This is a genomic window from Vallitalea pronyensis (assembly GCF_018141445.1).
Taxonomy (GTDB): Bacteria; Bacillota; Clostridia; order Lachnospirales; family Vallitaleaceae; genus Vallitalea; species Vallitalea pronyensis.
In genome coordinates this window covers 4,157,758-4,172,135 of the sequence record NZ_CP058649.1, presented here as the reverse complement: position 1 = coordinate 4,172,135, position 14,378 = coordinate 4,157,758, and the positions used below count along the sequence as shown (strand labels likewise).

At 36.4% G+C, this 14,378-nt stretch carries 14 protein-coding genes and 1 other annotated feature; of the genes, 11 read left to right on the top strand and 3 right to left on the bottom strand.

What is annotated here, in order from left to right; all coding sequences use genetic code 11:
• Positions 1-35: 35 nt before the first annotated feature.
• The 4 genes from HZI73_RS17470 (at position 36) to HZI73_RS17455 (ending at position 2,598) form a co-directional block, all read left to right on the top strand.
• Positions 36-1,085, top strand: a complete 1,050-nt coding sequence (locus tag HZI73_RS17470; RefSeq protein ID WP_212694660.1) for a TlpA family protein disulfide reductase — start codon at positions 36-38, stop codon at positions 1,083-1,085.
• Between the two features lie 41 nt (positions 1,086-1,126).
• Complete coding sequence (locus tag HZI73_RS17465) at positions 1,127-1,264, top strand: CD1871A family CXXC motif-containing protein (RefSeq protein ID WP_212694659.1); 138 nt, start codon at positions 1,127-1,129, stop codon at positions 1,262-1,264.
• A gap of 172 nt (positions 1,265-1,436) precedes the next feature.
• A complete protein-coding gene (locus HZI73_RS17460; RefSeq protein ID WP_330619572.1) occupies positions 1,437-2,135 on the top strand; it encodes a 4Fe-4S binding protein in 699 nt (232 codons plus the stop codon).
• 280 nt (positions 2,136-2,415) lie between these two features.
• Complete coding sequence (locus HZI73_RS17455; protein ID WP_212694657.1) at positions 2,416-2,598, top strand: ribbon-helix-helix protein, CopG family; 183 nt, start codon at positions 2,416-2,418, stop codon at positions 2,596-2,598.
• Positions 2,599-2,746: 148 nt separating this feature from the next.
• Here the strand turns inward: HZI73_RS17455 and HZI73_RS17450 are convergent, their stop codons facing one another.
• The 3 genes from HZI73_RS17450 to HZI73_RS17440 form a co-directional block, all read right to left on the bottom strand.
• Positions 2,747-3,115 (bottom strand): VOC family protein, encoded by a 369-nt coding sequence (locus HZI73_RS17450; RefSeq protein ID WP_246552198.1) that lies wholly within the window; start codon positions 3,113-3,115, stop codon positions 2,747-2,749.
• Positions 3,116-3,306: 191 nt separating this feature from the next.
• Entirely contained in the window at positions 3,307-4,128 is an 822-nt protein-coding gene (locus tag HZI73_RS17445) for a helix-turn-helix domain-containing protein (protein WP_212694655.1), read from the bottom strand.
• Between the two features lie 114 nt (positions 4,129-4,242).
• Positions 4,243-5,553: a helix-turn-helix domain-containing protein gene (locus HZI73_RS17440; RefSeq protein ID WP_212694654.1), complete on the bottom strand. Its 1,311-nt coding sequence runs from the start codon at positions 5,551-5,553 to the stop codon at positions 4,243-4,245.
• Between the two features lie 407 nt (positions 5,554-5,960).
• Positions 5,961-6,191: a binding site (T-box leader), on the top strand.
• A 176-nt stretch (positions 6,192-6,367) separates the two neighbouring features.
• Between HZI73_RS17440 and ilvN the strand changes: the two genes are divergently transcribed.
• The 7 genes from ilvN to ilvD all read left to right on the top strand — a co-directional run bounded on the left by ilvN (position 6,368) and on the right by ilvD (position 14,370).
• Positions 6,368-6,853, top strand: a complete 486-nt coding sequence (gene ilvN, locus HZI73_RS17435; RefSeq protein ID WP_212694653.1) for an acetolactate synthase small subunit — start codon at positions 6,368-6,370, stop codon at positions 6,851-6,853.
• A 97-nt stretch (positions 6,854-6,950) separates the two neighbouring features.
• Positions 6,951-7,937, top strand: a complete 987-nt coding sequence (gene ilvC, locus HZI73_RS17430) for a ketol-acid reductoisomerase (protein ID WP_212694652.1) — start codon at positions 6,951-6,953, stop codon at positions 7,935-7,937.
• 171 nt (positions 7,938-8,108) lie between these two features.
• Positions 8,109-9,701: a citramalate synthase gene (cimA, locus tag HZI73_RS17425; RefSeq protein ID WP_212694651.1), complete on the top strand. Its 1,593-nt coding sequence runs from the start codon at positions 8,109-8,111 to the stop codon at positions 9,699-9,701.
• A gap of 25 nt (positions 9,702-9,726) precedes the next feature.
• A complete protein-coding gene (gene leuC, locus HZI73_RS17420) occupies positions 9,727-10,986 on the top strand; it encodes a 3-isopropylmalate dehydratase large subunit (protein WP_212694650.1) in 1,260 nt (419 codons plus the stop codon).
• 23 nt (positions 10,987-11,009) lie between these two features.
• Positions 11,010-11,495 carry a 3-isopropylmalate dehydratase small subunit gene (gene leuD / locus HZI73_RS17415; protein ID WP_212694649.1) on the top strand — a complete coding sequence of 162 codons (486 nt, stop codon included), beginning with the start codon at positions 11,010-11,012 and terminating at the stop codon, positions 11,493-11,495.
• 127 nt (positions 11,496-11,622) lie between these two features.
• Complete coding sequence (gene leuB / locus HZI73_RS17410; RefSeq protein WP_212694648.1) at positions 11,623-12,696, top strand: 3-isopropylmalate dehydrogenase; 1,074 nt, start codon at positions 11,623-11,625, stop codon at positions 12,694-12,696.
• Between the two features lie 15 nt (positions 12,697-12,711).
• Positions 12,712-14,370 carry a dihydroxy-acid dehydratase gene (gene ilvD / locus HZI73_RS17405; RefSeq protein ID WP_212694647.1) on the top strand — a complete coding sequence of 553 codons (1,659 nt, stop codon included), beginning with the start codon at positions 12,712-12,714 and terminating at the stop codon, positions 14,368-14,370.
• Positions 14,371-14,378: the final 8 nt, after the last annotated feature.

Sequence of the window (14,378 nt, the reverse complement as noted above, 5' to 3'; positions counted from 1 at the left end):
TTCAAAAAGAATATCAGTAAAGGAGCTAATCTATTATGAAAAAATTATTGGCATTTTTATTGTCAGCATTGCTTGCCTTAACCGTTATTGGATGTGGTGCTAAGGAGACATTAAGTGAAGAAGAGAAGAAAGAACTAGGATATAAGAAGTATAATGACATGGGTGTTGAATTTAAAGTTGATGGCGTATGGAAAGATTACGATGATAATATCAGCAGAAGTTTAATAGGTGATTTAGAAAATGAAGATGAACCCATATTCAATGGTTTAGATTATAGTGTTTTATCCAACGAACTTCTTGAAGAGTACTATGACGTTAAAGATAATGTGAAAGATGAAAAGGAAAGAAGAAAAAGATATGAAGCGATATTTTCTAAAATAAAACCTTTATTTAGCTATGTTATATTTAGAGCGGACAAAATGCCAGAAGAAGATAAGATCGCGGAGCATACTGAGAAAAAACATAATGAAAAGCTTGCAGAATATGATAAGTATGTCATTTACTTCTGCTACGATGAATATGATGATAATGACTTATCCGATGAATCCAAGACCATGTACAAAGCTTTATATGATGATATTGAAAATGTTAAGAAATCAACGACTACTTTCGAACCCATTACACCACAAGAAGCTATTAGCAGCTTAAAAAAACTTAAGTTCACATTAAAGAATTTAGAGGATGAAGAGATCGATAGTAGTGAGGTTTTCAAAGAGAATAAAGTAACAATGGTCAATATATGGGCAACATTTTGTGGACCATGTATAAGGGAAATGCCTGATCTTCAAAAACTTCATGAAGAGCTTAATGAACAAGGATTTGGTGTTTTTGGCATAATAGGGGATACCCCTGATGAGGATAATGAAGCAGCAGCTAAAAAAATCATTGAAACCAAAGGTGTAAAGTTTATTAATGTTATTCCTGATGAAACAATAAAAAGCAGCTTGATTGGAAGCATAGCAGGATACCCTACATCATTATTTGTTGATAGTGAAGGTAAGATTGTTGGTAAGATTGTTACAGGTTCAAGAACCAAAGAAGAATATCAAGAGATCATAATGGAGCTTATGGAATCATTGGAATAAAGTACGGAGAGTTTAAAAGCTAGGCAAGAGGAGAGAAGAACATGAAAGAAAAAATAATGAGGTATGGAATTTTGGGTTTAAGCATTAGCTTCATAGTTCTAGGGTATATAAGGGGAGAAGTAAGAACAGTGCTTAAAAAGGCTATTAACATTTGTTTGGAGTGTATAGGTATTGGTTAGTCATCATAAATTAAGGCATTCGGTACAATTTATATGGGCTTTCGTTACAAATGCATATTTAAAAGGTTTTACTGGTGGCAAGATATATACAGGAAGTTTGAAGAAGTTGTGTGTACCAGGATTAAACTGTTATTCTTGTCCAGGAGCGTTAGGGTCGTGTCCCATAGGAGCCATGCAATCAGTCATAGGGAGCATCAGGTATAGTTTTTCAATGTATGTGATGGGATTCGTGCTTTTAATTGGTGTTGTATTTGGTCGGTTTATTTGTGGGTGGCTGTGTCCTTTCGGATTATTACAGGATTTACTATATAAAATACCAATCTTTAAAATATCAGTTAGTAAGCGGGTAAATAGCATTTTAAAATATCTTAAGTATGCTATACTCATTATTTTTGTATTATTACTACCCTTTATTTTTCAAGACGAACTGGGGATAAGTGATCCTTATTTTTGTAAATACATATGTCCGGCAGGAACGCTAGAAGGAGGAGTGCCTTTAGTCATTTTTAATGAAACTCTAAGAGAAGGATTAGGGTTTTTATTTGGGTGGAAATTAGCGATACTTATCATCTTTCTTATAGTTTCAGTGTTGATATTTAGGCCATTTTGCAGATATGTATGTCCATTAGGAGCACTTTATTCCTTATTTAACCCCATCAGTTTCTATAAGCTTAAAGTAAATCTCAGTAAGTGTACCCATTGTAATATTTGTACTAGAAGCTGTAAAATAAATATTGAAGTGCATAAAACACCAAATAACCCTGAATGCATAAGGTGTCAGGATTGTATTGAGGCATGTCCACAAAAAGCTATCAGTAAAGAATTGATTAAAATACAGTCAAAGAATAGAACGGAAGAACATTTAGCTTAACTATCATTTGAACTGGAATTATATTAAATGTATAAGCATGGAATTTTTATGTTAACGAGGTATCATATCCTATTGGATATGGTACCTTTTTTAGGATAGTTATTATAGATGTATAAACTATTTTAAAAAGAGAATAACTGATGAGATGACCTAGATTGAGTTCGTATTATGTTAAAAGATATTTTGGGAGACTTAATAAATGATAAAACCAAAAATACATTGACTTTTTGTCATGACAAATATATAATATTATTGTACTGGCATAAAGTGAGGTGAAATAATGTCGCCAAAGAAAATGGGTCGTCCTCCTTCAGAAAAACCTAAGAATATAAAACTACAAATTAGAGTAGATCAAGATACAATGGATATCCTTGACGAATGTGTTAAAAAACTTAAAAGTAACCGTTCGGATGTAGTTCGTAAAGGTATTAAGAAGATTGCTGATGACCTAAAGGCAAACTAAAAGAAGCAGTGCTCATTCGTTAAATATGATCACTGCTTTCTATAAGTTTTTACAAGAAGCAGTTGTAAATATATTATAGAATAGTTTTTAGAAAGGATTGCATACGGGTTAGGGACACATTTTCAAGTCTATAAAACACTTATATGTTCTACACACAAAGATACCAACGAACACCAAATTTATCGATAACATCAGCCATACATTTGCTCCAATCACTTGGACCTACTGGATAAAGGATTTGACCATCTTCTTTTAGAATATCATATGCTTTTTTTAAGGCGTCTTCATTATCATCACCAAATGTTAACCAAAACTGCATATTTTTTCCCGAAATAGCCCATTCATCTGACTCGCTTATGGATATAATAGTTTGTCCATCTAATGTAATCTCAGCATGCATATAGGTATTATCTTCATTTTTAACATGGTAACCAAGTGTTGCGCTAAAAGCCTTTTGATAATGTTCTACGGCTTCAATACTTCCTTTTAAATATGCTTGTAAATTTATTTTCATCATAGTCCTCCTCAAAATTATATCACTATTTGTTATTAATTGTGTATTACGTTTTATATTTGGAAAATAGCCTATAACACCCCTTTCATTTTAAGTCAATATTCTATTGCATCAGCTAATGTAAATATATTGTAACTCTATAATATAAAGATTTATATAAGTCGTCTTGCAAAAAATCGACATGAAAAGGATGGCTATTCAAACATTATTTTTTTAGCTTGATTAGGTGTAACACCATGATATTTTTTGAATGCGTTGAGTAAGTGAGATTGGTCTGTAAAGCTATATTTGTCTACAAAATCTAGTATATTATAATGTGGCGAAAATGCTATATCTTGCCAAAGGTTTTGATAACGTACTAAATTAGAAACTTTTTTCATTGAAATGCCGATATACTCCAAAAATAACCGCTCTAGTTGTCTTTGACTTATGGCAGTGTAGGCACATACTTCTTTTATATGTTTCGTACCTTTTGAATTTAAGATACAATATGTGGCATTTAAAACATGATCATTTTTCTTATGTATATTAAGTTTTGAAAGAAGAAATCTCTCAGCTATGGGTATTCTTTCTTCTATTAAACTTGTCTGGATAAGCAGATTTTTAAAAAAGCTGTCCCATCCATTAAAATAAACGTTTGAATCCTCAAATGTATTTAAGCTATCCCTCATATGGTAATCACTGAACACATGTATTCCCCAAAAATAAAATCGAATTGCAAAATAAGAAACACGTGTGGTCTCAACTACAGGGCTTGTCATAAACGGCCTATCGTTAATGCCGCTATAGTGACCACTAAAGCTATTCGTTCTATGATCCATGACAAAAATAATATCGACACAAGTATCAGGAATAACCAAAATAGGGGAGCCTTCATTTGGTATATCCGATTCTGGACATTCCGTACCCCAAAATGAAGCAATATAAGGCTTTAATGCATCACACGGCACATATTTATCACCTGGATTAGGGTATTGTGAAGTTATAGGACTGTATATGGAGCTTAAATTAAACATGCTATGTACCCTCCTACTAAATATGCATCATAACGCTATAAGGTATAAGATAGCCAAAAACACTTTAAAAATATTATAGCATAAAAATTATTGAATCAGAAAATAACACACATATTATTTAATAATTAGTAATTCTTTATTGTTGTATAGCCAACAAAGCATTTCGCTATTAACTCTAGCAAGTTCACCAAATTTATTATGGCTATTAAAATATGCTATACAAAGCAATTGAATAGAATAGATAATATAAGGTATTGCAAGTTTTTCTTCCTTAGATAACTTACATATACTATCATATCCCATTATGATATGTTTAAAGATTTTTAGCCATTTTCTAAGCTTTTCATCGTCATTTTCTATAAAACTTTCTGATAGTATTGATGTTGCTGCATAGCAAGGATCAAAAATCCTAATATTTCGTTCTGATAATTCAAAATCAATAAATCCTACCAGTCTACCATCTTTCATCATAATATTACTAGGATTAGGGTCACGATGAATAATATGTCTTGGCAAATAGGGATAGAATTTACTAAAATTTTCAAGATACTCTTCATAAAAGCTATTTGGGAGTCTCGTATATTTTTTTGCTTCTGGTATTGCCCAATTTTTAACGCTTTCATAGAGATTAGGTTCATTGCAAACAAATTCTTTATCATGCTTTTCTAGAATTACATGTAGTTGACCAATTATCTCTCCAATATATCTTGCTGTTAATCGACTATCTTCTTTATAGATTTCATCTGATTTTATACACTCTCCTTGTACTCGATACGTTAAGAAATAATATAAATCACCATCAACAACATACTCTTCATTATCTATTGTAGGTACTGGAATAGCACTTTCTAATCCTTCTTTTTTAAATGATTTTGACAAGGCTATATGCTGTTTTAAACCTATGATGTTAGTACCAACTTTCATAAAATAATCATGATTAACAACCCATGTATTCTCCAATTTATGTCCACTTGATTCATTATAAAAGCTGTGAATAGTTACAGGTTCTTTTATATCCCAATTTTTTAATATCTTTTTTATTTTTCTATGTGATATCATAATGCATTCCTCCCGAATTAAGTTGATTTTATACGGTTTAACCGCTTTATAAGTTTTAAGATATTCCGTTGGAGAACAGTTATACTCACGTTTAAAAGCTTTGAAAAAACCGGAATGCGTTTCAAATCCATAGCTGAGAGCAACATCAATCATTTTCTGACCAAGACTAATGTCATAAATGGCATGAGTAAGCTTTCTTTTTAATATATAATGCATAACAGGTATGCCTGTTACACTCTGAAACAAACGATAATAATGGAATAAAGAAAATCCAGTAGCCCGTGCTAACTCACTCGCTGATAATTCTGTTTTTAGATTAATCTCGATATAGTTAATGCTGTTCTGAATCATGTCTAAATAGTTCATAACTACACTCCTTCTGCAAAATCATCCATGGAAGCTTTTCTGCTAGTAATAGGATAGCATATAAATAAGAAAAAACATTTCCGATTTTGCTAAGTTGTTATGATGGGTGATTTAGTATGCCCCCAAAAGCCATCCGTTCACCTCTTATAAACAATTAAACCAATAATTTCTACCCCACACAAAACTAATATACATGTATAAAACCATTTATACACTCAAAATATACATCCATTATCCAGAAACAAACCATACCTTATTGTGCAAAAGAATCAATAATAGCTTGTCTAATTGGTGTATTATATAAATATTCACTAGATGGTATAAAAATACAAAAAAACATTTAAATTAACCTTGACATCTATGCTGTATCTTGATATAATACTATCAATTAAAAATTCAATTGTCTGACAAATGCAGTGATGGAGAGAAATGATAGGCATAAGTAGTTTTAGAGAGCTGATGGTTGGTGAAAATCAGTACTGCGGCTATATGATTGATCACTCCTGAGCAGTATCACTGAATAAAGTAAGTGATTATCGGGGAGTCCCGTTATAGGCTAGGGTTTAATAGAACCTGACTTTGAGAGGCCTTTCTTTAAGGCAATTAGGGTGGTAACGCGTGGTATCCTCGTCCCTACAGTTTTTATATCTGTAGGGGCGTTTTTATATATACATTTAAAAATTTAGGTGTTGTCATGAAACAGATACCCCCATAACTTTCATGGAGAAGTGAACTTCTCTAATCTGATAGTTTATCACGTTAATCAAATAAAAAATCAATGAAGTGTATTAGAAAATCGGAAGGAGGAATATTTATGAACAGACACGTATTATCAGTTTTGGTGACTAACCATTCGGGGGTTCTTAGCCGAGTCGCTGGATTGTTTAGTCGAAGAGGTTACAATATCGATAGTCTTTCCGTAGGTGTGACAGAGAATCCTCAGTATTCACGTATGACCATTGTGACAAGAGGTGATGACCTTATTATTGAACAGATAACAAAACAACTGAATAAACTAGTTGATGTCATACATATAAAGGAGTTGGCACCAGAATCTTCAGTATATCGTGAGTTGGCATTGGTTAAGATTAATACAGGTGATCAAAGGGCTTCCATCATTGAAATTGCAGATATATTTAGAGCTAAGATTATTGATGTATCCAGCGAAACATTAGGTGTAGAAATAACAGGCGATCAAACAAAAGTTGAAGCATTTTTAGATTTGGTGAAACCTTATGGGGTCAAAGAGATTGTTCGTACGGGGCTAACGGCTCTTGAACGAGGTAATGTAGAACTATAATCAGCATATTATAGGAAAATGAAATAGGTAATAAGCAGTTATGTATAGAATATGAAAAATAATAAGTTGTAGAAAATGAATTTAGGAGGATAATGAAATGGCAAAAATGTTTTATGAAAGTGATTGTAACTTAGCTTTATTAGAAGGAAAAACAGTAGCAGTAATTGGATACGGTAGTCAAGGTCATGCACATGCCCTTAATTTACATGAATCAGGTGTCAACGTTATCGTTGGTTTATATGAAGGAAGTAAATCATGGAAGTTAGCAGAAGATGCAGGCTTAAAAGTAGCAGTAGCAGCCGATGCAGCTAAAGCAGCAGATATCATCATGATTCTCGTTAATGATGAGAAGCAAGCTAATCTCTACAAAGAAAGTATTGAGCCAAACTTAGAAGCAGGTAATTCCCTTGTGTTTGCACATGGTTTTAACATACATTATGGACAGATTGTACCACCAGCAGATGTAAACGTGTTTATGGTAGCGCCAAAAGGACCAGGACATACCGTTAGAACACAGTATGAAGAAGGTAAAGGCGTGCCATGTCTAATTGCGGTATACCAAGATGCTACAGGTGCAGAAGCGTTAGCCCTTGCTTATGCGGCAGGTATTGGCGGTGCAAGAGCTGGTATTCTAGAAACTACTTTTAAAGAAGAAACAGAAACAGACTTATTTGGTGAGCAAGCGGTATTATGTGGTGGTGTATCCGAATTAATTAAAGCTGGTTTTGAAACCCTTGTTGAAGCAGGATATCAACCAGAAAGTGCATATTTTGAGTGTCTCCATGAGATGAAGTTAATCGTTGACTTAATCAACCAAGGTGGTTTGTCTTACATGCGTTATTCCATCAGTGATACAGCAGAGTACGGTGACTATTCTATCGGTAAGCGTATTATCACAGATGACACAAAAGCTGAAATGAAGAAAGTATTATCAGAGATTCAAGATGGAACCTTTGCAAGAAACTGGATCTTAGAGAATAAAGCTAATCGTCCAGCATTCGGTGCAAGAAGAAGAATGGAATCAGAGCATCAAATCGAGAAGGTTGGAAAAGAACTGCGTAAAATGATGAGCTGGATGAAGTAATTGGCATTTTAGTTCATGATGATGCTAGGATTATGGAGAATATAGTAGTTAGCTTAGCCTATTATATTCTCCTATTCAATAGATAGCCTAATCCAGATATGCCATGCATATAAATAAAGCATTAAGGATTGAATGAGGCTTAGCTAAGAGTAAGGTAAGGAGGGAACATCAGTGGGTAATAATGTGTATATATACGATTCCACTCTAAGGGATGGTGCTCAAGCTGAAGGTATTTCATTTTCCGTGGAGGATAAAATAAAGATTGTAAAAGCCTTAGATGAATTAGGGGTTTCTTATATAGAAGCAGGTAACCCTGGTTCCAATCCAAAGGACTTAGAATTTTTTGATCGTGTCCAAACATTAACGTTAAAACATGCCAAATTAACAGCATTTGGAAGTACAAGAAGACGTGACATCGCACCTGAAGACGATGCAAATGTGAAATCGCTGTTACTTGCTAGAACACCAGTTGTTGCAATCTTCGGTAAAAGCTGGGACTTTCATGTAACAGATATTATCCATACCAGTTTAGAAGAAAATCTTAAAATGATTGAGGAGACGATTCAGTTCTTCAAAAGTCATAACAAGGAAGTTGTATTCGATGCAGAGCATTTCTTTGATGGTTACAAGGCCAATCCAGACTATGCCCTAAAAAGCTTGCAAGCAGCAGTGGATGGCGGTGCAGATAGCTTGGTGCTATGTGATACCAATGGAGGCTGTATGCCAGGGGATATGGAAGAGATTACGAAAGTTGTTATGAGCGAATTTCAACAAGATATCGGTATCCATTGCCATAATGATGGTGGCATGGCGGTAGCCAATTCCATTATATCTGTCATAGCAGGTGTCAAACAAGTTCAAGGTACGTATATAGGTTTTGGAGAACGATGTGGTAATGCCAATCTAACAACCATTATTGCCAATCTGCAAATCAAAAACGACTATACATGTATTCCAGATGAGAATCTAGAGCTATTAACAAGTACGGCCAGACAAGTAGCCGAAATTGCCAATGTGCCTCTGGATGATAAAGAACCTTATGTAGGCAGGGCGGCATTTACCCATAAAGGCGGTATGCACATCGATGGCGTGAATAAGTCTTCCAAGTCTTTTGAACACATTGATCCTGAACGTGTAGGTAATGAAAGACGATTCCTTATGTCAGAGGTTGCTGGTCGAAGTACGATCTTAAAGAAAATACAGAAGGTAGCGCCTCATGTTCAGAAGGATTCACAAGAAACCATTCAGATCATGGATCGATTAAAAGAACTGGAACACGAAGGTTACCAATTCGAAGGTGCTGAGAGTACATTTGAGTTGATTATTCGTAAGAATCTTGGTAAGTATAAACCATTCTTTGAATTGGAGAATTTTAAAATTATAGGCGAAAAACCTAATTTAGATGAAGAGTTTAGTGCTTATGCCATGGTGAAGGTTAAAGTGGATGGTAATGTGAAGATGACAGCAGCAGAGGGAGACGGACCAGTCAATGCACTGGACAAAGCCCTTAGAGAGGCTTTGGAGATGTTTTACCCTGAACTGGCAGCAGTGCATCTTACAGATTATAAGGTCCGTGTATTAGATACGAAAGAAGCAACAGCAGCCAAGGTACGTGTGCTCATTACATCAACAGATGGTAAAGACCAGTGGAGTACCGTGGGTGTATCAACGGATATTATTGATGCAAGTCTCATTGCATTAATTGATGCTATAGAGGTTAAGTTAATAAGAGAGTTAGAGAAGAAAATAAAAGCATTTATTTAGGTAGTAAGAGTTAGGAGGACTTAGCATGGGAATGACGATGACCCAAAAGATATTAGCTGCACATGCAGGGCTTGAAGAAGTAAAGGCAGGGCAGTTAATTCAAGCGGATCTTGATTTAGTTTTAGGTAATGATATTACAACACCTGTTGCCATCAATGAGTTTAAGAAAATAGGTGTGGATAAAGTGTTTGATAAGAGTAAAGTGGCCATTGTTCCGGACCACTTTACACCTAATAAGGATATTAAAGCTGCGGAGCAGTGTAAGTGTGTAAGAGAGTTTGCCCTTGAAAAAGAAGTTGAAAATTATTTTGAAGTGGGCGAGATGGGTATTGAACATGCCCTCATTCCAGAAAAAGGATTGGTTGTACCAGGTCATGTGGTTATCGGTGCGGATTCCCACACCTGTACTTATGGGGCATTAGGAGCCTTTTCTACAGGTATTGGCAGTACAGATATGGCGGCTGGTATGGCTACTGGCAAATGCTGGTTCAAAGTACCATCAGCACTTAAATTCGTTTTAACAGGTAAACCGGCTAAATGGGTAAGTGGTAAGGATATTATCTTACATATTATCGGTTTAATAGGTGTAGACGGTGCATTGTATAAGTCCATGGAATTTGTTGGTGATGGTCTTGACCATCTATCCATGGATGATCGTTTCTCTATGGCAAACATGGCCATTGAGGCTGGTGGAAAAAACGGTATATTCCCTGTGGATGATAAGACACTTGCTTACGTAAAAGAACATTCAGAGAAGCCATATACCCTATATGAAGCAGGTGAAGATGCGGAATATGATCAGGTATATGAGATCAAATTAGATGAACTTCGACCAACAGTGGCATTCCCACATCTTCCAGATAACACACGTACCATTGATGAAGTGGGTGATGTGAAGATTGATCAAGTGGTTATTGGTTCATGTACCAATGGTCGAATTGAAGATTTACGTGCAGCAGCCGCTCTATTAAAAGGAAGAAAAGTTAAGAAGGGTATTCGAACCATCGTATTCCCAGCTACTCAAAAAATATATCTCCAAGCCATGGATGAAGGCTTACTGCGCATATTCATTGAAGCAGGTGCTCTTGTCAGTACACCAACGTGTGGACCATGTCTAGGAGGACATATGGGTATTCTTGCTGCTGGTGAAAGAGCCGTTGCTACAACAAATCGTAACTTTGTAGGTCGTATGGGCCATGTAGAATCGGAAGTGTATCTTGCAAGCCCAGTTGTTGCTGCTGCGTCAGCTATACTTGGACGCATTGCAGGACCTGAAGAATTATAGAATATTGGACGTGAGGTGATAGAATGAAAGCAAATGGTAAGGTTTTTAAATATGGCGATAACGTGGATACAGATGTTATCATTCCAGCAAGGTATCTCAATACATCTGACCCTAAGGAATTAGCGGCTCATTGTATGGAAGATATTGACGGAGATTTTGTGAAGAACGTAAAAGACGGTGATATTATCGTTGCCAATAAGAATTTTGGTTGTGGTTCATCAAGAGAGCATGCACCATTATCCATTAAGACCGCAGGGGTATCATGTGTAATCGCAAGTACCTTCGCTAGAATTTTTTATAGAAATGCCATTAATATTGGTCTACCTATTTTAGAATGTGATGAAGCGGTAAAAGGCATCGATGCTGGGGATCAAGTGGAAGTGGACTTTGATACAGGCATGATTACCAATGTCACGAAAGGAAAGAGCTATCAAGGTGAGGCTTTCCCAGGTTTTATGCAAGACATTATAAAAGCAGATGGTTTAATTAATTATATTAAAAACCAATAGAATAGATAAAATGTACTTGAAGATATACTGATTCAGGATTGGTATATCTTCAAAAGATATACACCTTAGAGTGTGGTCATACCTGGCCATCCTCTAACTTCATACAGTAAGAAAGGAATGAAGATTCATGAACTATACTATAGCGGTAATTCCAGGCGATGGAATCGGACCAGATATTGTAGAACAAGCTAAGTTGGTGCTTGATAAAATTGGTGAAAAGTACGGACATACATTTGACTATACAGAAGTATTAGCAGGTGGTGCTGCTATTGATGCAGTTGGCGAACCCTTACCAGAAGCCACAATAAAAGTGTGTAAAGAAAGTGATTCGGTACTTCTAGGTGCTGTTGGTGGACCCAAATGGGATCATTTAGGCGGTGATCAGAGACCTGAAAAGGCCCTATTAGGACTTAGAAGTGCTTTGGGATTATTTGCAAATATTAGACCGGCTACCATGTTCAAGCAGCTTCGTGATGCATGTCCATTAAAAGAAGAAATTATCGGTGATGATGGTCTTGATTTGGTAGTTGTAAGAGAGCTTACAGGTGGGATCTATTTTGGTAAGCGGGGTAGAGATCATGGCCCTAATGGTGAAGAAGCCTATGATACCATGATGTATAGCGTTGATGAAGTTAAGCGTATAGCTAAGGTTGCTTTTGACATTGCTATGAAGCGAAATAAAAAAGTAACCAGTATTGATAAAGCCAATGTCCTTGAAAATTCAAGGTTATGGCGAGCCGTTGTTGAAGAAGTGGCTAAGGATTATAAGGAAGTAACGGTGGAACATCTGTATGTGGATAATGGTGCAATGCAGTTAGTCATTAATCCTAAACAATTTGATGTGATTCTTACAGGTAATATGTTTGGTGATATTTTATCCGATGAAGCAAGTATGATTACAGGATCAATTGGTATGCTGCCATCTGCCAGCCTTGGGGAGTCCAAACTTGGCATGTATGAACCTATTCATGGCTCAGCTCCAGACATTGCAGGTATGGATAAAGCCAATCCTATTGCAACCATCACATCCCTTGCCATGATGTTGCGATATTCTTTTGATCTTGAGGAAGAAGCCCTAGCAATTGAAAAGGCAGTGGAAGAAGTATTAGAAGATGGTTACCGTACTGGCGACATTATGAGTAAAGGCATGACATTAGTTGGGACAAAAGAAATGGGTCGTTTAATTGTAGGTAAATTATAAAAGTAGGTGATAGATATGAGAAGTGATCGTGTAAAGAAAGGTATTGAAAGAGCGCCACATCGTTCCTTATTTAAAGCAATGGGGTATACCGATGAAGAAATTAAACAACCGTTAATAGGTATTGTGAATTCGCAAAATGATGTTGTACCGGGTCATGTACATCTTGACACCATTGTGGATGCAGTCAAGACGGGCGTCCTCATGTCAGGAGGAACCCCTATAACATTTCCAGCTATTGGTGTATGTGATGGTATTGCCATGGGGCATGTGGGCATGCACTACTCATTAGTCACAAGAGAACTGATCGCTGATTCCATTGAAGCTATGGCAATGGCTCATGGTTTTGATGCATTAGTCATGGTGCCCAACTGTGATAAGATTGTGCCGGGTATGCTCATGGCCGCAGCTCGGTTGAACTTACCAACGGTTGTTGTCAGTGGTGGACCTATGTTGTCCATTAATAAGAACGGAACAGACCTAGATCTTAACAGCGTCTTTGAAGCAGTTGGTTCCCACAAGGTAGGAAAAATGACTGAGGAACAAGTGAGTGAATGTGAAAATAATGCTTGTCCAAGTTGTGGTTCTTGTTCTGGGATGTTTACTGCCAATAGTATGAACTGCTTAACAGAAGTATTGGGTCTTGGTCTTCCTGGAAACGGCACCATACCAGCCGTATTCTCTGAACGGATTCGACTGGCAAAATATGCAGGTATGGCAGTTATGAAAATGTTGGAAAAGGATATTAAACCTAGAGATATTATGAATGATAAGGCATTTCATAATGCCCTTACAGTAGATATGGCATTAGGATGCAGTACCAATAGTATGCTTCATTTACCAGCGATTGCTCATGAAGCAGAAGTTGAGCTGAACTTAGATATTGCCAATGATATAAGTGGTAAGACACCTAACCTATGTAAATTAAGTCCTGCTGGACCTTATCATGTTCAAGATTTGTATTTTGCAGGTGGTGTGCAAGCTGTCATGAAGGAACTTGGTAAGGAAGATTTACTCTATACAGATCTCATGACTGTAACAGGTAAAACAGTAGGAGAAAACATTGCAAAAGCTGTTAATAAAAATGAGCAAGTTATTCGGCCAGTCCATGAACCTTATAGTCCTACAGGTGGTATTGCTGTGTTAAAAGGTAACATTGCACCTGACGGCTGTGTTGTGAAAAAATCTGCTGTAGCAAAAGAGATGTTACAGCATAGTGGACCAGCGAGAGTATTTGACTCAGAAGACGATGCCATTAAAGCCATCTACCAAGGGGATATTCATAGTGGAGATGTGGTAGTCATTCGCTATGAAGGGCCTAAGGGTGGACCAGGTATGCGTGAGATGTTATCACCTACATCAGCTCTTGCAGGTATGGGACTTGACAAAGAAGTTGCTCTCATAACCGATGGACGATTCAGTGGAGCGACACGAGGTGCAGCTATCGGCCACGTCTCACCAGAAGCAGCAAATGGCGGTAATATTGGTCTTGTTGAAGAAGGCGATACCATTGCCATTGATATCAGCTCAGGAAAAATAGAATTAGATGTATCCGACGAGACACTAGAAGCACGTCGACAGGTTTTTGTGCCAAAAGAACCTAAGATTAAGAAAGGCTATCTAGCACGATATGCTAAATTGGTCACATCAGCTAGTACAGGAGCTGTTTTAGAATAGAAAGGAGA